Genomic DNA, 17,751 nt, shown 5'->3' with positions numbered 1-17,751 from the left:
GATCGTGCCACTCCTGGACCATCGGCCGGTGCTCCTCGATGATCCGGACGATCGCCTCCACCGTCTCCGGCGGCAGGCGGCTGTCCATCAGCTCCTGCACCGCCCCCTTCAGCAGCGGCCGCGCCGCGACGACGATGTAGACCCCGACCGCCAGCGCCACCCCCGGGTCCAGCCACTTCCACCCGGTGAACCGGTACAACAGCAGCGAGAAGAGGATGCCGCTGCCGGAGTAGACGTCGGTGCGGAAGTGGAGCGAATCGGCCGCGAGCGCCGGGGAACCCGTGGCCTCCCCCGCCTTCCGGATCCGGCGGGAGATGAATCCCGACGCCAGTACGGAGAAGGCCATCACGAAGATGCCGACGTCGAGTCCGACCCCTTCCGGCGCGCGCCCTTCCCTCAGCCGACGGACCGCCTCCCAGACGACGCCCGCGCCGGTCAAGGCGATCACCCCCCCCTGGAACAGGGTCGCCAGCGTCTCCACTTTCCCGTGGCCGTACGGGTGGGTCTCGTCCGCCGGATCCATCGCCTTCCGGATCGACAGCAGGTTGACCGTGGACATGAAGATGTCGGCCACGTTGTCCAGCGCGGACGCGAGCACGCCCAGGGATCCCGACACGATCCCGACGCCGAACTTCGCGAGACAGAGCGTGACCGCGCTTCCGAGGGAGAAGCGGGCGGTCCGGAGGCGGAGGTTCCGGTTCTCCGCGCTGCCGAGGGGTACGGGCTGGGGGAGCGGCAACGGAAAGGCGTCCTTTCCCCGGGATGGCGGATTGCGGCGAGGCGACGCCGTTTCCCGCTTCCGGGAAGGATAGCACATCCCGGATGGGGCGCGCGCCGCCCAAGGGCCGCGGGCCGGGCGGCGGGAGGCCCCGTGGTACAATGGGCGGATGCTGAAGGTATCGGAGATCTTCGCCAGCATCCAGGGGGAGACGTCGCGTTCCGGGTACCCGTTCGCCTTCGTCCGCCTCGCCGGATGCAACCTCCGGTGCCGGTACTGCGACACCGTGTACGCCTACGACGGCGGGGACGATTTCCCGTTGGACGACGTCGTCTCCCGCGTGACCGCGTTCGGGCTTGCCCGGGCGTGCGTCACGGGGGGGGAACCGCTGCTCCAGGAGGAGACGCCCGCCCTCGTTTCGGCCCTGCTCGACCGGGGGCAGGAGGTGCTGGTCGAGACGAACGGGACGGTTCCGCTCTCCGGGCTCGACCCTCGGGCGGTGAAGATCATGGACGTCAAGTGCCCCTCCTCCGGCGAGGAGGGGAAGACGCTGTGGGAGAATTTCCGCCACCTCACCGGGCGGGACGAGGTGAAATTCGTCGTTTCCTCCGAGGACGATTACCGGTACGCCCGCGACGTCGTCGCGAAATACCGGCGGGTGGCGCCGTGGACGGTCCTCCTCTCCCCCGCCTTCGGGCACCTCGCCCCGGAGCGTCTCGCCGGCTGGATGGTGGGGGACGCGATGGACGCGCGGTTCCAGCTCCAGCTCCACAAGCTCGTATGGGGACCCGACCGCCGTGGCGTATGACGCCGGGAGCGGCCCGGGGAAGCCGCTGGGGATCGCGCTCGTGAGCGGAGGGATGGACAGCCTCGTCATGGCCGAATTCTGCCGCCGCGAGTCCGATCTGTCGCTTCTCCACGTGAACTACGGGCAGCGCACCGAAACGCGCGAGCTCAACTGTTTCCACGCGATCGCCGAACACCTGCGAGTCCCCATCCGGCGGCGGCTGGTGGCCGACATCGGTTACCTGAAGGCGATCGGCGGCAGCGCGCTGACCGACGACCGGATCGGCGTCCCGGCGGCGGACCTGTCCCGCGAAGGAGTCCCGGTCACGTACGTCCCGTTCCGCAACGCGCACCTGGTCGCCATCGCCGTCTCGTGGGCCGAGGCGATCGGCGCCGTGAACGTCTACATCGGCGCCGTGGCCGCGGACTCCTCGGGGTATCCCGACTGCCGTCCGGAGTTCTACGAGGCGATGAACGAGGCGATCCGGCGCGGCACCCGGGAGGGGAGCGGCATCGTCGTCAAGGCGCCGTTCGTCGCGCTCAAGAAGAAGGACATCGTCCTCATGGGAAAGTCGATGGGAGTCCCGTTCGAGCGGTCCTGGTCCTGCTACCGGGAAGGGGAGACGGCGTGCGGGGCGTGCGACTCGTGCGCGCTGAGATTGCGCGCCTTCGCCGAGGCGGGCGTCGAGGGGTCAAGACCGACTACGGGGGGACCAACGAGCTCGCGTACCCGGTGAAGATCTTCCTGGACGCCGACCTCCTCGTCTTCGCCACGTCGCTCCTCTCCGCGCACAAGCTGCCGGCGGCGCTCTTCCTCGCGCTCGTCTTCCTGCCGGTCACGCTCCTCTTCGGGCGCGCGTTCTGCGGGTGGGTCTGCCCCTTCGGGACGCTGCACCACGCGGTGAGCTTCGCGGATGCGCCTTCGGTTGCGGAACGGGGAATCAAGACGCGCGGAAGCCGGTGGAAGTACGGGGTGCTGCTCTTCTTCGCCGGCGCCGCCCTCTTCGGGCTGCAGGCGGCCGGAATCCTCGATCCGATCTCCTTCCTGATCCGGTCGATGTCGTTGTCGGTCCTCCCCGCGGTGAACGCGATGCTGCGGGGGTTCCTGGACTGGGGATACGCCCTCCCGTCGCGGCCGGTGTCCGACCTGTTCGACGCGGCGTACACCTTCCTGCGCGCCCACTTCCTCTCCTTCCACCCGTCGCGATACGGCCAGGCGTTCCTCTTCTTCCTCCTCTTCACGGGGGTCCTCGCCCTCAACCGGTACCGCACCCGGTTCTTCTGCCGGTTCGTCTGCCCGCTGGGCGGCCTGCTCGGGCTCCTCTCGCGCCTGGGGCTTCTGCGGCTGTCGATGAACGAGAAGTGCACCCGGTGCATGAAGTGCCGGGACGCCTGCGCGGGCGGCGCCAATCCGCACACCGAGGAGAACTGGTCGCCGTCGGAGTGCGTGACGTGCTTCAACTGCTCCGCGGTGTGCCCGGAAGGGGCGCTCTCGTGGAAGTTCGCCGTCGCCCGCGGGACGAAGGACCGGGTGGACGCGGGGCGCCGGTCGGTTCTCGCCGCTGCGACGTTCGGGGCGGCCTCCGCCTTCGTCCTGCGGTCCACCCCGGCGTCGGCGCTCCCCGATCCGCTGCTGGTGCGTCCTCCGGGCTCCCGCAGGGAGGACGACTTCCTCTCCCGGTGCGTACGGTGCGGGGAGTGCATGAAGGTGTGCGTCACCGGGGGGCTGCAACCCACCCTGCTGGAGGCGGGGGTCGAGGGGATCTGGACGCCGCTGCTGGTGTCGCGGATCGGGTATTGCGAGTACAACTGCACCCTGTGCGGGCAGGTGTGCCCGACCTCCGCCATCCGGAATCTGCCGGGGGACGAGAAGCGGAAGACGGTCATCGGGCTTGCGTTCGTCGACCCCGGCCGCTGCATCCCGTTCGCCCAGGGGACCCCGTGCATCGTCTGCGAGGAGCATTGCCCCACGCCGAAGAAGGCGATCGTCTTCCGCGAACAGCCGGGGAAGGGGGGGGCGCCGGTCCAGGTCCCCGTGGTGGACACGGAGCTGTGCATCGGGTGCGGCATCTGCGAAAACAAGTGCCCGGTGGTCGATCTCGCGGGTATCCGCGTCACGTCCGTGGGGGAGAGCCGCAACCCCGCCAACCGCCTGAAGTTGCCTTCCTCGAGCCCGCATTTCTCACGAGCGTCCGTAGCGAGGCGGTGGAGACGGGCTTGAATGCAAGGCGCGCGACGTGAGGGCGACGAAGGCGTAGTCGACACTACGACGAGGAGACCGAACAAGCGCAACGCAGCAGGCGAGCCCGTATCCGCCGCCGCAGTAGGAGGCTCGTGAGAAATGCGGGCTAAGTACGGCTGACCCTTTCCCTGTTGACAGGAGGGGCGTCCGCCACTACAGTCTTAGTCCCAAAACGGCCGCGTGATGTCTTGAATCTTTTCGGCCGCGGCCCCGTCCAATCTGTACGAGGGGAGAACATGGCGAATTTCTACGACAAGAAGGGCGACGCGGACGCCGGCTGGGAGGACGTGGGGGGCTTCAACTCCCACCTCCTGAACGAGCTGCGCAACGCGATGCTCTCGGTCGAGAACGAGGGGAAGTCGGCGGGGCCGGTCCAGGCCGTCGTGGCGGAGTGGATCAAGCGGCTTCCGGTGTTCGACTTCCCGGACGACGAGATCGGCTAGGTTTCCCGCCCCGGGAACCCGATCAGTTCCAGGTACACCTTCCGTATCCTTTCCGTTTCCCCCCGGTATCTTTCCAGAATTTCCGGTTCGAGCATCTGCGGAGCGAAGGTGTCGATCGACGAATCCTGCGCGATGCGGAGGCGCACGTCCAGCGACCGGAGGAAACGGTATCCCTCGTCGAGCACCCGGTACTGGTCCAGCGTGACCACCCCGGCGCGCTGGAGCTCGTAGAGCGCCTTCAGCGTGCCCCGCGCCCGCACGGGGGGCCGGCCGGCCCCGTGCAGCAGCTGCAGGTACTGCACGGCGAACTCGACGTCCACCACCCCGCCGCGCCCCACCTTCAGGTTCAGCCGGTCCTCCCGCTCGCGGCCCAGCTCCACCTCCATCCGCGTCCGCAGCCGGTGGATCTCCTCCGCCGCGTTCGGCGGGAGCGGCCGGTCGTAGATGAACCCGCGGATCGCCTCCTCCACCTTCCGGCCGAACTCCCGGTCCCCCGCCACGAAGCGGCACTTCAGCAGCGCCTGGCGCTCCCACAGCTGCGCGGGTCCCTCGTGGTACCGCTCGAAGGCGTCCAGCGACGACACCAGCGGCCCCGCGTTCCCCGAGGGACGAAGCCGCGTGTCGAGCCGGTAGACGTGCCCCTCGCGCGTCTGCGTGGTGAGGATCGAGATCAGCCGCTGCGCGACCTTCGCGAAATATTCGTGGTTGGTGATTTTCGCGCTCTCCCCGGCCCCGGAGTAGAGGAAGAGGATGTCGAGGTCGCTATGATAGGAAAGCTCCTCCGCCCCGAGCTTTCCCATTCCGAGCACGCAGAACGACGCCTCCTCCCCCGTGGCCGCATCGACCGGAACGCCGAATCGGCGGCGCACCTCGCGGCGGGCCAGGACGACGGCGTGCCCCAGCAGCACCTCCGCCAGGGCGGAGATCTGGAACATCCCCTCCTCGAGGGAGAGGTTTCCCCCCATGTCGTGGATCCCGATCCGCAGCGTTTCCATGTGCTTGTACCGGCGGAGGACGTCGAGCTCCTTCTCGAGGTCCTCGCTCGCGGCGAGCTCCTCCCCCAGCTCCGTGCGCATGTCCGACTTCGACTTGACCAGCGCGGAGAGCTCGTTCCGCAGGAAGGAATCGAGCAGCTCCGGATGGCGCAGCAGGTATCCGGACAGCAGGCGGCTGCTGCCGAACAGCCGCACCAGCGCCTCGACCACCTTGGGCTTTTCGTACAGGAGGGCGTAGAACATGGTGCGCGCGCCGATCGCGGAGAGGAACCGGTCCACGTGGGAGAGCGCCATGTCCGGGTCCGGGCTCCTCGAGGCCAGGTGCAGGATCTCCGGGGCGATCCGGTCGAGGTACTGCCGCGCCCGCTGCGGCATCCGCACGTGGGCGGGGCCTTCGCGGAGCGCGTCCAGGTTGCGGCGCGCGGCGTCCGCGTCGCGGAACCCCAGCCGCGTCAACCGTTCCGCCGAATCGGCGGGCGGCGGCCCGGGCAGGAAGAGAGCCTGTACGTCGGCGGGGATCGACGAAGGGTCCGCCCGCCGTCCGCCGCCGAAGAGCCGGTCGTAGATCCCGTGGACCGAATCGGTGTGCCGCGCAAGAGCCGCGAGGAGCGCCGGGGCGTCGGCAAGCTCCATCGCGCGCGCCAGTCGGCGGAGGTCCTCCTCGCGGTGCGGGACGACGTGCGTCTGCCGCTCCCGGTGGACCTGGATCCGGTGCTCCAGTCTCCGCAGGAACACGTACGCGCCGGACAGCTCCCGCTCCTCGTCTCCGGTGACGATTCCCATCCGCGAGAGGGCCGAAAGCGTCTCCACCGTCCCCCGAAGTCGCAGCGCCGGCTCCTTCCCGCCGTAGATCAGCTGGTGCGCCTGCACGAAGAACTCGATCTCCCGGATCCCGCCCTCGCCGAGCTTCAGGTCCCGCTCGTCCTTCCGCCCCCGCGTCGCGGCCAGGTTGATCCGGTCCTTCATCCCCTTGATCTCCTCGATGGAGGTGAAGTCCAGGTATTTCCGGAAGACGAACGGCACGACCGCCCGAAGGAACTCGTCGCCCAGCGGGAGGTCGCCCGCGACGGGACGCGCCTTGATGAGCGCGGCGCGCTCCCACGTCTGCCCCCAGGATTCGTAGTAGATCTCCGCGGACCGCAGCGAGTTGACCAGCTCGCCCCGCGTCCCCTCCGGGCGGAGCCGCAGGTCCACGCGGAACACGAAGCCGTCCCCGGTCGCCTCCGACACGATCCGGGTGACCGCCTCGCAAAGACGGACGAAGTACTGGTGGAGCGAGAGCGGCCGCGGACCCCCGAGCGTCTCCCCGCGATCGGTCTCGTACAGGTAGAGCAGGTCGACGTCCGAGCTGAAGTTGAGCTCCAGGCCCCCGAGCTTCCCCATCCCCAGGACGACGAAGCGGCAGGGGCCCCGCGTGCCGTCGGGGAACTCCGCCACCGGCTCTCCGATCCGCTCGGAGAGCGTCCGCCGCGCGAACCGTACGGCGGCGTCGATCGCCGCGGACGCGAGCGCGGACAGATCCTCGGTGACCTCGGCGAGCGGGGAGAGCCCGGCCAGGTCGCGCGCCGCGATCCGCGTCATCTCCCGGTGCTTGATCCGGCGGAGCGCACATTTGAACTCTTCCTCGGTGGCGCAACGGTCCGCCGCGTCGCGCGCCTCGCGCGCCAGCCGCCCGGCATCCTGCCGCGCCGGGACGCCGTTCCCCGCGAACAGCTCGTCCAGGATCTCGGGGCGGCGGGCGACCTGCTCCGGCAGGAACTCCGAGCCGCCCAGCAGTCCCCCCAGCACCGGGAGAAGCGCCTCGCGGCCGAACGCCTTCCTGAGGTACGCGGGAGCGAGGGAGTCGACCCACCGGGAGAGATTCAGGAAAAACAGGTCGGGATCGGGCGCGGCGGCGGCGGAACGGAAGACCGCATCCCACCCCGCGTGTTCCTGCGGCAGGCGGCGGAGAAGCTCGGAGAGGAGCGAAAGGGCCCGGCCGGTGTCGCGGACGCCGATCTCCCGCAGGCGGTCGGCGGAGGGCGTCCCGGCGCTCAACGGAACAGCTTCCGGATGGCGCCGGGGTACGGCGGCGTGAGGACCCCTTTCTCGGTCACGATGGCGGATACGTTCCGGGCCGGTGTCACGTCGAAGGAGGGGTTGTACACGGCCACGCCGTGCGGCGCCACGCGCTTCCCCATCAGGTGGGTCACCTCGGACGGGTCGCGTTCCTCGATCGGAATCTCCTTCCCCGTGCGGATCTTCGGATCGATGGTGGAGAGCGGTGCCGCGACGTAGAACGGAACCTTGTGCGCCCGGCACAGCACCGAAACGACGTACGTCCCGATCTTGTTCGCCACGTCGCCGTTCCCCGCGATCCGGTCCGCCCCCACGATCGCGGCGTCGATCTTCCCGGCGGCGAAGAGCGACCCGGCCATGCCGTCCGTGATCAGGGTGCACGGGATGCCGTCCTTCATCAGCTCCCACGCGGTGAGCCGCGCTCCCTGGAGGAACGGCCGGGTCTCGTCCACGTAGACGTGGATCTTCTTCCCCGCGGCGATCGCCGCCCGGATCACTCCCAGCGCGGTCCCGAATCCGGCCGTCGCGAGGGCTCCCGCGTTGCAGTGGGTGAGGACGTCGGCCCGCGCGGGAAGGAGCCTTGCCCCGTGCGTCCCCATCGCCCGGTTCGCCGAGACGTCCTCCTCGAAGATGGCGACCGCCTCCCGTTCGAGCCGGGCCACCGCTTCCGCCGGGTCGTCGGGAAGCTCCGCGGCGACGGCCCGCATCCGCTCGATCGCCCAGAAGAGGTTCACCGCCGTGGGGCGGGTGCCGCCCAGGAGGAGCGCGGCCTCGTCGAACGCCCTTCGCCACGGACGGCCCTTCTTCCGCGCCGCCTGCGCGGCGAGAACCAGCCCGAACGCCGCCGTCACGCCGATCGCCGGCGCGCCGCGGACGACCATCGACCGGATGGCGTCCGCGACTCCCGTCGGCTCGGTGAACCGCTGCATCGACTCGACCGCGGGGAGGATCCGCTGGTCGAGCAGGAGGAGGGCGTCTCCCTCCCACGCCATCGTCCGGAACGCCCCCGTCACTTCTTCTCCATCCGCGCGTTGAATCGCGCGACCTGATCGAGGACACGACGCCGGACCTCGCGGGGTGGAGACGGCTCCTCCACCCGCCGCCCGCCTCGCAACGCGGGGCGGAGGAAGGGCTCCATCGGGGCGCCGCAGCACCCCTCCGCCGGTACGCCCGACGGCCGGACCGCCCGCCTCCCGCATGCGGCGCAGGAGAACAGCTGTTTCCTTCCCGAGCATTTCCCGCGCTTGGCGAACGGCGCCCCCTCCACCTCCACGATGTCGAGCGCGAAGTCGATGGTCGGCGCGTTGCTCAAGGACGTTCCCACGCCGAACCCGTCGGCCACGTCGCGCAGCGCCCGCACCTCCTCCTCCCCGAGCCCGCCGGACGCGATCAGGCGGACGTGGGCGAACCCGCGCAGGTCGAGTTCCCACCGGACCTCCTGCAGGATCCTCCGGAAGTCGCCGCGCCTTGAACCGGGCGTGTCGAGCCGCACCGCGGCGAGCTTCTCCCGCAACGCCTCCGCGACGCGGATCGCCTCGAACTTCTCGTCCTGCAGGGTGTCGACCAGGCAGACGCGGGGGACGGAAGGATCGACCGCCGCGTCGAACGCCCGCATCGCGGCCACCGTGTCCCCGAAGATCAGGACGAGCGCGTGCGGCATCGTTCCCATGGGATTCTCGCCCAGGTATTCCGCGCTGCGCAGCACGGAGACGCCGTCGGCCCCGCCGACGAAGGCGTTCCGGTCGATGATCGTGGACAGCGCGGGGTGCATCCGGCGCGCGCCGAAGCTTAAAACCTGCCGATCCCCCGCGGCGGCCTTCACCCGCGAAGCCGCCGTGGCGATGCCCGACGCCTGGCAGATCATCCCCAGCATCGCCGTCTCCATCTCGCAGAATGCGGCGTACGGCCCGTGGACGACGAACGCCGGCTCCCACGGGAGGAAGAGCGTCCCCTCCTCCATCGCGTCCACGTCCACCGGGAGCCCGGACAGGAGGGAGAGCATCTCGTCCCGCCCGGAGAGGACCGCGTACGCGTACCCGCGCGGGAATCCCTTTACGATCCCCTCCGCGGCGACGTTCACCCGCTCCTTCCCCGCCGCCCGCAGCACCTCCAGCGTCCGGCGGAAGTAGACATCGGTCGTGTCGCCCCGGCGGATCTCGTCCGCGGTGGGAATGAGATCCATCGGAGGGGCGTTCCCGCGGGGACCGCTCACCGGCGCCCCGCCTTCCCGCCGCGGCGGACCACCCGGACGCCGAGGACCCGCTCCATCTGTTCCAGCGCGAAGTCGTGATCCTTTCGCCGCAACCCCGCGACGTATCGCTCGTCGACCGTCACCCGAAAACCGCGCATCGCCGCGTCGGCCGCGGTGTACAGGATGCAGATGTTCGTGACGCACCCGGAGATCGCCAGTTCCCGCACGCCCCTCCTGCGGAGGACGGCGGCCAACGAGGTACCGTGGAAACCGGAGTAGCTCCGCTTCTCCACCACGACGTCGCCCGGCAACGGGGAGATCGCGGAGACGACCGCGGCGCCGGGGGTGCCCTCGACCGCGTGGGGCGGCCATCCCATCCTGGCGAATTCGGGGTCCCGCTTCCGGTGGGAGTCGCATACGTAGACGACGCACTCCCCCTCCCGGCGGGCGGCCGCGATCCTGCGGCGCAGCGCCGGGAGCACGGCGCGCGTCGAACGCACCTCCAGGGGGGCTCCCGGAAGCACGAAGTCGTTCAGCATGTCGATGACGAGCAGCGCCCGCTTTCCCGTCGGTTCGTCCTTCATCGTTTCCCTCTCCCGGGAGGCCCGGTGCGCAGCATCCTGCCGGGGCCCCTCCCGACCGCGGACGCGTCGAGGACCACGACCGGCGCGTGGAGCGTTCCGGAGATGACGAGCGGAACCGCCGCCTCCCCGCGCGCGGACACGGAAAACCCTTTCCCTGCCCACGGCGCCTTCGACGCCGCCTCCCGCGGGACCCAGAGCGTTCCCAGCATCTCGACGGTGTGGTCCGTCAACCCGACCGAGGCGTCCCCCGACAGCTCCATCCCGCCGATGAGGATCCGGAGGGAGGAGAACCGAGCCTTTCCCCCTTCGATCGACACGTCCGCGGAGAGCTCCCGGAACGGGGTATCGCCCCCCCCTCCGCCGGTTCCCGCCGCGACCTTCCCGCCGCCGGCCGCCGCGGCCGCCGACAGCGCCGGCAGGTCCACCCCTTTCATCTTACCATCCACGATCCGAAGGAAGCCCGCGCCGGACCCCGCGCGGCGGAACTCCTCGAGGGAGGCATGGGCGCCGGACAGCTCCCCGGCGAACGATGCGCGGCCGGAGAGGAAATTCACGATGGAAACGTTCTTCCGGAAGGTCTCCCCGATGTCCAGATTCCTCGCGGAGATTTTCGTACGGAATCCGGCGCCCTTCCCCTGCCGGGCCACCGTTCCCGAGAGGATCATGTCCCCCCCGTACAGGGAGCAGCGCACCCCGTCGAAGGAGAGTCCCCCGTTCCCGTGCCGGATCGTTCCGGAGAGTCCCGAGAACTCCACGTCCCCGAAGTCCCCCGCGTCGATCGACACGGCGGCCGTAAAGGCGATTTTCCGGTCCCGGACGTCGGACAGCCACCCGGGGAGATCTTCCCCCCGTGTGTCCTTCCCGCCGTCCTTTCCCCCCGGTGCGCGGATCAGGGCGTCGAGGTCCAGGTATCCCATCTGAAGCTCCGCGGAACCCACCGGGGCGCCCGATCGGGACACCTTTCCCCGGAGGTGGAACCGCTGCCCGTTCACCAGCCCCGCCAGCGGAGAGAACTCGACCGTTTCGGGGGACACGCTTACGTGGCCGCTGAAACCGGAGAGTGTCCGGCCGCGCTCCGGAAACGCCGCACCCACCCCGGACAGATCCGCGTCGATCCGGTACGTCTCGCCGGCCGCCGCGGAAGCGCGGCTTCCCCTCCCCGCCAGAACGACCTTGCCGACGGGGCTCCACTTCGAGAAGGCGCCGCCGCGGCTGCGTGCGAAATCGGCGAGGGACGCCATCCGCGCCGACGCCGCCCACTCCCGCGCCCCCGTCGCCGTCGAAAGGGACGCGTTGGCGATCAGGAGGAGGGGAGGAAACCGGAGTTCGGCGTTGGAGACCGCCAGCACGCCGGGGAATCGGTGCCCCTCGACCAGCAGCGTGCACGGGGCGTCGATGAATTTCTCGAGCCCCTCGGCGACCGTCCACGCCGTCCGGGTGAGGTCCGCCTCCACCTCGAACCCGAGCGACCGCGCGTCCCCGGACACCTTCGCGGAAACCTTGGCCACCCCTTTCGGCCGGAGTCGCTCGAGGGCGGACGAAAGCGCCGGGACCGCCTTCGCAATGCGGGCCGCCTCGACCTTCGGAAGCACCAGCGAGAGGTCCGCCTCGGGGACGCCGTTCGAACCGGACACGGTTCCCTCCACCGCGATCTTCTCGCCGATCGCCTTGCCGGAAGCGCGGATCCGGACTCCTCCCCCCTCCTCGGCCGGGCGCCGCACCGCGCTCCCCTCGAGCCGCACCTCCCCGCGGACGGCGCCGGAGAAGCCCGCCGAAAGGAGAAACGGCTTTTCCGGCCTCCCGATCCCGGAGACCCGCAGGGAGAACGGGGCGAAGTCCCATCGCCGGTCGGGCGCGCCTTCCTCCTCGAAGAGGACCGAGAGCGTTCCTTCGTCGACGCGCACGCGTTTCAGCGCGACCGTATCGGCCGGGGCGGCCCCGGCGCGGCCGGGCGGAGGATCCTCCGCGGCAAGGCGCCCGAGGACGTCGGCGGCGGAGTGGGTGCCGTCCCGGCGCTGCCGGATCGTGATCCGCGGGTGCGACAGCAGGAGGGTGTCGAACTCGTATTCCCCCGCGAAGATCGACCACGGCGCCATCCGGAACTCCGCGACGGGAGCCGACACGAGCGATTCGCCGGGACGCGGCGGCGGGCCCGCGAGATGGAATTCGGACAGCCGGATGGCGACGGCGGGGAACAGCGAAAGGCCGATGCGGGAGAACGAGACCGCGCGGCCGGTCTTCCCCTCGATCGCCGCGGTCACACGGGGACGGAACGACTCCATCGAAACCCGGCGGGGAACCACGCCGGCGGCTATGACCGCCAGGGCGGCGAGAAGCGCGAGGGCCATCGTCGCTTTCCGCATGGGATCCCCTTACGACCCGCTACTCGAGTTTCTTCCGGAGCACCTCTTGCACGACTTTCGGGTTCGCCTTCCCCCGGCTCTCCTTCATGACCTGGCCGACGAAGAACGACAGGAGCCCCGCCTTGCCCCCGCGGTAGCTCTCGACCTCTTTCGGGCAGGAGGCGATCACCTTGTCCACGATCGCGTCGAGTGCGGACGTGTCGGACAGCTGCGTCAGCCCCATCTCGTCCCGAAGCGTCCGGAACGGCCTCCCCGTCTCCAGCACCCGTTCCACGAGCTTCTTCGAAGCGGTCGCCGAGATCGTCCCGGCCTCCCGGTCGGAGACGGCGTGGGCGATCGTCTCCGGAGCGAGTCTCCCCGCCAGGATGGCGTCCTTCCAGTGGACGCACTCGTTCGCGGTGGTCTTCGGGCTCCCGGGGAAAGCGGCCGACGCCGCCTCGAAGAAGTCGGCCAGCGCCCGCGACGAGGCGAGGATCCCGGCGTCGTATCGCGGGATGCCGTACCGCGCGGCCAGCCGCGCGACCTTCGCCGCCGGAAGCTCCGGGATCGTCCTCTTCAGTTCCTCGACCCATGCCTCCTCCACGATCAGCGGGAGGAGGTCCGGGTCGGGGAAGTACCGGTAGTCGTGCGCCTCCTCCTTCCGTCGCATCGACACGGTGACCCCCGCGCCCGCGTCCCACAACCGGGTCTCCTGCGCCACCTTCCCGCCGTCCTCGACGATCTCGATCTGCCGCCGGATCTCGTACTCGAGCGCCCGCTCCACGTTGCGGAACGAGTTCATGTTCTTGAGCTCCGCCTTCGTCCCCAACGCCGCCTGTCCGACCGGACGCACCGAGACGTTCGCGTCGCACCGGAACGATCCTTCCTCCATGTTCCCGTCGCACACCTCGAGGTAGACGAGGATGTCCCGCAGCGTCCGCAGGTACGAGCCTCCCTCTTCCGGCGTCCGGAGATCCGGCTCCGAAACGATCTCCATCAGCGGGACGGAGCACCGGTTGAGGTCCGCCAGCGACGCCTGCGCCCCGGCGAACTCCCCCTCGTGGACGAGCTTCCCCGCGTCCTCCTCCATGTGGATCCGGGTGATCCCGATCCGCCTCGTCGCGCCGCCGACCTCGATGTCGAGGTGCCCGCGAAGCGCGAGCGGCAGTTCGTACTGCGAGATCTGGTACGCCTTCGGCATATCGGGGTAGAAGTAGTTCTTCCGGGCGAAGACGCTCCTGCGCTGCACCGCGCACGACGTGGCCAGCGCCGTCCGGACCGCGCACTCCACCGCCTTCCGGTTGAGGACCGGGAGCACGCCCGGCATCCCGGTGCACACCGGGCAGGTGTTCCCGTTCGGCTCCGCGCCGAACTTCGCGGAGCAGGCGCAGAAGATCTTGCTCTCCGTCTGGAGCTGCGCGTGGACCTCGAGCCCGATGACCGCCTCGAATTCCATCGTCCCTACCCTTCGACCGGCGCCACGCGCGGAAGGCGTATCGCGCGCTCGACCGCGCCGGCGGCGGAAAAGAGGGTTTCCTCGCGGAAGTGGTTCGACAGGAGCTGCGCCCCGATGGGGAGCCCCTCCGCGGAAAGACCGCACGGCACCGAGATTCCCGGGATCCCGGCGAGATTGCACGGAATGGTGAAGATGTCCGAGAGATACATGGTCAGCGGGTCGCCCGTCTTCTCCCCGAGGCGGAACGCCGGGGTGGGGGCGGTCGGGGTGAGGAGGACGTCCGCCTTCGAAAACGCCGCGTCGAAGTCGCGCCGGATCAGGGTGCGGACCTTCTGCGCCTTTCCGTAGAACGCCTCGTAGTAACCGGCCGACAACGCGTACGTGCCGATCATGACGCGCCGCTTCACCTCGGCCCCGAACCCCTCCGCGCGGGTTCGGGACATCATCTCGACTACGCCGGACGCCCCTTCCGCGCGGTGGCCGTACCGGACGCCGTCGTACCGGGCGAGGTTCGAGGACGCCTCCGCGGGCGCGATCAGGTAGTACGTGGACAGGGCGAACGAGGTGTGCGGCAGCGAGACCTCGACGACGGTCGCCCCCTGCCCGGTCAGCCCCGCAAGCGCCCGCTCCACCGCCTTCTTCACATCCGGGGATAGCCCCCCGCCCTCGAAATACTCCTTCGGCAGCCCGACGCGGAGCCCCGCAACCGGCCTCGAAGCGGCGGCAAGGTAGTCGGGAACCGGGACATCCACGCACGTGGAGTCGCGGCGATCGTATCCGGCGATCACCCCCAGCAGCGCGGCGGCGTCGGCGACGGTTCGCGTAACCGGGCCCGCCTGGTTCATCCCCACCACGCCGCACAGCGAGGCGGGCTGGCGGATCGATCCCCCCGTGTCCGTCCCGACGCCGGCGAAGCACATCCCGGCGGACACCGCCGCCGCCGTTCCGCCCGAGGAGCCGCCCGGGATCCGGGAGAGGTCCCAGGGATTCCGCGATGGACCGAAGTGGGACGTCTCCGTGGAGGAGCCCATCGCGAACTCGTCCATGTTGTGCTTCCCCAGCAGCACCGCGCCGGCGGCCCGCACCGTTTCGGCGACGGCGGCGTCGTACGGAGGATCGAAGTTGTGGAGAATCCGGCTGCCGCACGTGGTGCGCACGCCGCGCGTGCAGAAGATGTCCTTCAAGCCCACGGGGACGCCGTGCAGCGGCCCCCGGAGCGACCCTCTCGCCTGCTCCTCGTCGCACGCCGCCGCCTGCGACGCCGCTCGCTCCGGCAGCACGGTGACGTAGGAGTTGACCTTCGGATCGAGCCGGTCGATCCTCTCGAGGATCGCGGCCGTCAGCTCCCGGGAGGATATCTCCTTTTCCCGGACCTTCCGCGCCGCCTCGAGAAGGGTCCACTCGTGGATGGGTGCCTGCGCCATGCCGCCGCCCTTGTCCCTAATCCTCGATGATCCGCGGGACGCGGAAGAAGTCGCCCGAGCGGTCCGGTGCGTTTTTCAGCAGCGACTCACGGTCGCCGAACGGCCGGACCTCGTCCTCGCGGAACGGGGTCCCCGTTTCCACGGCGTGGGAGGTGGGGACGACGTCGCGCGTGTCGAGGCGGTCGAGCTGCTTCATGTAGTCGAGGAGGGCGGACAGCTGGTCGCGGAGACGGTCGACCTCGGCGTCGGGGAGCGCCAGCCGGGCGAGCCGGGCCACGTGCATCACTTCGTCCCGCGATATCGCCATCGTAGTCCCCCCCCTTCCAGGCGGTTGAAACGGCCGGATTCCCTTACGGAAATTTTCAATCTACCACAGGAGCGCGAAGGGAGGCAAAACGGGGGTAAGATGACCCCATGGCGGCCCACCGGTACTTCGCCACTACGTTCAAGGGGCTCGAGGAGGTCCTCGCCGGGGAGATCGCGGCGCTCGGCGGGGAGGAGGTGTCGATCGGCGCCGGAAGCGTGTCGTTCTCCGGCGATCTGCCGCTTTGCTACCGCGCCAACCTGTGGCTGCGCTCCGCGAACCGGGTCGTCATGCTCCTGTCGGAGTTTTCCGCACCGACCCCCGCGGCCCTGTACGAGGGGGTCCGGGAGGTTCCCTGGCCCGATTGGTTCCCTCCGGAACGAACGATCGCCGTCGATGCCACGGTGCGCGACTCCGGCATCACGCACTCCCATTTCGCGGCCCAGAAGACCAAGGACGCGGTCGTCGACCGTTTCCGCGACTCCTTCGGGGTGCGACCGGACGTCGATCCGAAAAGTCCCGATGTCCGGATCGTCGTTCGGATCGTCCACGACGTCTGCTCGGTTTCCCTCGACACCTCGGGGGAGAGCCTCCACCGCCGGGGGTACCGGAGCCATCCGACCGAGGCTTCCCTGAAAGAGACGCTGGCGGCGGGGCTCGTCCTGCTCGCCGGGTGGCAGGGGGACGCGCCGCTCGTCGATCCCGCGTGCGGGGCGGGGACGATCCCGATCGAGGCCGCGCTGATCGCCGGGAACATCGCCCCCGGGTCGTTCGGGCGCTCCTTCGGGTTCCAACGGCTTCGCGGCTTCGACGGGAAGCTTTGGGAGGGATTCCTTTCGGAGGCCGGAGATGCCGCGCGGCACCCGCACTCCGTGCGGATCGAGGGGAGCGACGTGTCCCCGGGAGCGGTCGCGGGGGCGATCCGCAACGCAACTAACGCAAAAGTTCACGAACGGGTGCTGTTTAATGCTCGGTCGGTCCGATTCTTCTCCCCCGGGGACGGGCCTGGGACGATCCTGTGCAACCCCCCGTACGGGGCCCGTCTCCCGGGCGGGGAGGAGGCGGAGACGTTCTACCGGGAGATGGGCGAGGCGTTCAAGAAAAGGTGCCGCGGCTGGACGGCGTACATCCTTTCGGGAAACGCCGCGGTCACCCGGTTCCTGGGCCTGAAGGCGTCGAGGAGGATTCCCGTGATGAACGGCCCCATCGACTGCCGGCTTCTGAAGTACGACCTGTATTGAACGGAGGGAGCGATATGGAATTCGTCGTGCGACCGATCGGCTGCGTCCGGTCCCCCCTCAAGGATCCGGTGGACGCCCCCCGGCAGGGAGGGTTGACCGACCAGGAGGCGGAGATCGTGATCGAACCCGCGTACCTTCCCGCGATGGAGGGGCTTGCCGGGCGGGTGGCGGCCGGAGGAGACGACCTCCTTCCGGACGGACGCAGGAGCGGGAAGATCATCGTCGTCTGCTGGATGCACCTCGGAGACCGCGATCGGATGAAAGTCCACCCGTGCGGACAGGAGGATCGTCCCGAACGAGGAGTCTTTTCCACCCGTTCGCCGCACCGCCCGAACCCGCTCACGCTGCACACCGTGAAGCTGCTCTCGGTGGAGGGGAACGTCCTCCGGGTCCGCGGCATGGACGCGGTCGACGGCACCCCGGTGATCGACATCAAGCCGCACTCCCCCGAGCTGGACGGCTGATCAAGGGGTGCGCGGGGAGGGTCACGCCCCGAAACGGGCCAGCACCCCCTCGAGCCGCTTGCGGCCGGTCGCCATCTCCTCGAACGGGTCTTCCTTCAGGCGGTGCGGCAACGCCAGCCGGAACGCGTCAGACAGGCACTCCGGATCCGGCGAGGGAACGCCCTTGATCGCAGCGAGCGCCTTTGCGGCCTTCAGGACGGTGATGTCCCCCCGGTGTCCCGCCACGCCCAGCTCCGCCACCACCGCCACGGCCGACTCGAGGATCTCGTCGGGGACGTCGACCACCGGAAGCGCGACGCGGGCGGCGGAAAGCCGTCCCCGGAGGGCCAGGTCTTCCGCATCCCACTTCGCGTGGAACCGGTCGTCGTCCATCTCGAAGAGGAGGACGCGTTCCACGATCGCCTTCCGGAGCCCGACGTCCCGCTCCCCGCTGATCTCCACGCACAGACCGAACCGGTCCAGCAGCTGCGGCCGCAGCTCCCCCTCCTCCGGGTTCATCGTCC

16 protein-coding genes are annotated in these 17,751 nt (G+C 69.8%); 6 read left to right on the top strand and 10 right to left on the bottom strand.

Annotated features, from left to right (window positions below; genetic code table 11):
* Positions 1-739 (bottom strand): cation transporter (locus HZB86_03775; protein ID MBI5904658.1); only part of this gene is annotated, 739 nt, incomplete at its 3' end.
* Positions 740-887: 148 nt separating this feature from the next.
* Between HZB86_03775 and HZB86_03770 the strand changes: the two genes are divergently transcribed.
* The 4 genes from HZB86_03770 to HZB86_03755 all read left to right on the top strand — a co-directional run bounded on the left by HZB86_03770 (position 888) and on the right by HZB86_03755 (position 4,189).
* Positions 888-1,526 carry a radical SAM protein gene (locus HZB86_03770; protein ID MBI5904657.1) on the top strand — a complete coding sequence of 213 codons (639 nt, stop codon included), beginning with the start codon at positions 888-890 and terminating at the stop codon, positions 1,524-1,526.
* A 52-nt stretch (positions 1,527-1,578) separates the two neighbouring features.
* Positions 1,579-2,241 carry a 7-cyano-7-deazaguanine synthase QueC gene (gene queC, locus HZB86_03765; protein MBI5904656.1) on the top strand — a complete coding sequence of 221 codons (663 nt, stop codon included), beginning with the start codon at positions 1,579-1,581 and terminating at the stop codon, positions 2,239-2,241.
* Positions 2,238-3,725, top strand: coding sequence for a 4Fe-4S binding protein (locus HZB86_03760; GenBank protein ID MBI5904655.1), 1,488 nt, complete (start codon positions 2,238-2,240; stop codon positions 3,723-3,725). Before queC ends, HZB86_03760 begins: the two co-directional genes overlap by 4 nt.
* Before the next feature lie 257 nt (positions 3,726-3,982).
* Positions 3,983-4,189: a hypothetical protein gene (locus tag HZB86_03755; GenBank protein MBI5904654.1), complete on the top strand. Its 207-nt coding sequence runs from the start codon at positions 3,983-3,985 to the stop codon at positions 4,187-4,189.
* Here the strand turns inward: HZB86_03755 and glnE are convergent.
* From glnE to gatC, 8 genes are read right to left on the bottom strand one after another with little or no spacing between them, the layout of a single operon-like run.
* Positions 4,186-7,221 (bottom strand): bifunctional [glutamate--ammonia ligase]-adenylyl-L-tyrosine phosphorylase/[glutamate--ammonia-ligase] adenylyltransferase, encoded by a 3,036-nt coding sequence (gene glnE / locus HZB86_03750; GenBank protein ID MBI5904653.1) that lies wholly within the window; start codon positions 7,219-7,221, stop codon positions 4,186-4,188. The two genes, HZB86_03755 and glnE, sit on opposite strands and share 4 nt — an antisense overlap.
* A complete protein-coding gene (gene mtnA, locus HZB86_03745) occupies positions 7,218-8,234 on the bottom strand; it encodes an S-methyl-5-thioribose-1-phosphate isomerase (GenBank protein ID MBI5904652.1) in 1,017 nt (338 codons plus the stop codon). The genes glnE and mtnA overlap by 4 nt, the downstream gene beginning before the upstream one ends.
* 17 nt (positions 8,235-8,251) lie before the next feature.
* Entirely contained in the window at positions 8,252-9,424 is a 1,173-nt protein-coding gene (locus HZB86_03740; protein ID MBI5904651.1) for a nicotinate phosphoribosyltransferase, read from the bottom strand.
* Positions 9,425-9,450: 26 nt separating this feature from the next.
* On the bottom strand, positions 9,451-10,017 hold the full coding sequence (locus HZB86_03735; GenBank protein ID MBI5904650.1) for a cysteine hydrolase: 567 nt from the start codon (positions 10,015-10,017) through the stop codon (positions 9,451-9,453).
* Positions 10,014-12,380 (bottom strand): hypothetical protein, encoded by a 2,367-nt coding sequence (locus tag HZB86_03730; GenBank protein MBI5904649.1) that lies wholly within the window; start codon positions 12,378-12,380, stop codon positions 10,014-10,016. Before HZB86_03730 ends, HZB86_03735 begins: the two co-directional genes overlap by 4 nt.
* Before the next feature lie 19 nt (positions 12,381-12,399).
* Positions 12,400-13,815 (bottom strand): Asp-tRNA(Asn)/Glu-tRNA(Gln) amidotransferase subunit GatB, encoded by a 1,416-nt coding sequence (gene gatB / locus HZB86_03725; protein ID MBI5904648.1) that lies wholly within the window; start codon positions 13,813-13,815, stop codon positions 12,400-12,402.
* A gap of 5 nt (positions 13,816-13,820) precedes the next feature.
* A complete protein-coding gene (gatA, locus tag HZB86_03720; GenBank protein ID MBI5904647.1) occupies positions 13,821-15,239 on the bottom strand; it encodes an Asp-tRNA(Asn)/Glu-tRNA(Gln) amidotransferase subunit GatA in 1,419 nt (472 codons plus the stop codon).
* Between the two features lie 16 nt (positions 15,240-15,255).
* The gene (gene gatC / locus HZB86_03715; GenBank protein ID MBI5904646.1) at positions 15,256-15,546 is read right to left on the bottom strand and encodes an Asp-tRNA(Asn)/Glu-tRNA(Gln) amidotransferase subunit GatC; all 291 of its coding nucleotides are present in this window, start codon (positions 15,544-15,546) and stop codon (positions 15,256-15,258) included.
* Positions 15,547-15,653: 107 nt separating this feature from the next.
* Here gatC and HZB86_03710 point away from each other — a divergent pair, with 107 nt between their 5' ends.
* Together HZB86_03710 and tsaA are read left to right on the top strand one after the other, a co-directional pair.
* Positions 15,654-16,784, top strand: a complete 1,131-nt coding sequence (locus HZB86_03710; protein MBI5904645.1) for an RNA methyltransferase — start codon at positions 15,654-15,656, stop codon at positions 16,782-16,784.
* Between the two features lie 14 nt (positions 16,785-16,798).
* Positions 16,799-17,248: a tRNA (N6-threonylcarbamoyladenosine(37)-N6)-methyltransferase TrmO gene (tsaA, locus tag HZB86_03705; protein ID MBI5904644.1), complete on the top strand. Its 450-nt coding sequence runs from the start codon at positions 16,799-16,801 to the stop codon at positions 17,246-17,248.
* 21 nt (positions 17,249-17,269) lie between these two features.
* On the opposite strand, the gene HZB86_03700 is transcribed toward tsaA, so the two are convergent.
* Positions 17,270-17,751: magnesium chelatase ATPase subunit I (locus tag HZB86_03700; GenBank protein MBI5904643.1), on the bottom strand; the 482-nt coding region annotated here is incomplete at its 5' end.

The organism is Deltaproteobacteria bacterium (assembly GCA_016234845.1).
Lineage (GTDB): Bacteria > Desulfobacterota > Deferrimicrobia > Deferrimicrobiales > Deferrimicrobiaceae > JACRNP01.
The sequence above is the reverse complement of the archived record's forward strand: the minus strand, read 5'-3'. Positions and strand labels throughout refer to the sequence as shown.

Bases quoted from the DNA above. Each gene is read 5' to 3' on its own strand.
- HZB86_03755 (MBI5904654.1), top strand. From the start codon at position 3,983: ATGGCGAATTTCTACGACAAGAAGGGCGACGCGGACGCCGGCTGGGAG.
- HZB86_03730 (MBI5904649.1), bottom strand. From the start codon at position 12,380: ATGCGGAAAGCGACGATGGCCCTCGCGCTTCTCGCCGCCCTGGCGGTC.
- mtnA (MBI5904652.1), bottom strand. From the start codon at position 8,234: ATGGCGTGGGAGGGAGACGCCCTCCTCCTGCTCGACCAGCGGATCCTC.
- tsaA (MBI5904644.1), top strand. From the start codon at position 16,799: ATGGAATTCGTCGTGCGACCGATCGGCTGCGTCCGGTCCCCCCTCAAG.
- gatC (MBI5904646.1), bottom strand. From the start codon at position 15,546: ATGGCGATATCGCGGGACGAAGTGATGCACGTGGCCCGGCTCGCCCGG.
- gatA (MBI5904647.1), bottom strand. From the start codon at position 15,239: ATGGCGCAGGCACCCATCCACGAGTGGACCCTTCTCGAGGCGGCGCGG.
- gatB (MBI5904648.1), bottom strand. From the start codon at position 13,815: ATGGAATTCGAGGCGGTCATCGGGCTCGAGGTCCACGCGCAGCTCCAG.
- HZB86_03735 (MBI5904650.1), bottom strand. From the start codon at position 10,017: ATGAAGGACGAACCGACGGGAAAGCGGGCGCTGCTCGTCATCGACATG.
- HZB86_03770 (MBI5904657.1), top strand. From the start codon at position 888: ATGCTGAAGGTATCGGAGATCTTCGCCAGCATCCAGGGGGAGACGTCG.
- HZB86_03740 (MBI5904651.1), bottom strand. From the start codon at position 9,424: ATGGATCTCATTCCCACCGCGGACGAGATCCGCCGGGGCGACACGACC.
- HZB86_03710 (MBI5904645.1), top strand. From the start codon at position 15,654: ATGGCGGCCCACCGGTACTTCGCCACTACGTTCAAGGGGCTCGAGGAG.
- queC (MBI5904656.1), top strand. From the start codon at position 1,579: ATGGACAGCCTCGTCATGGCCGAATTCTGCCGCCGCGAGTCCGATCTG.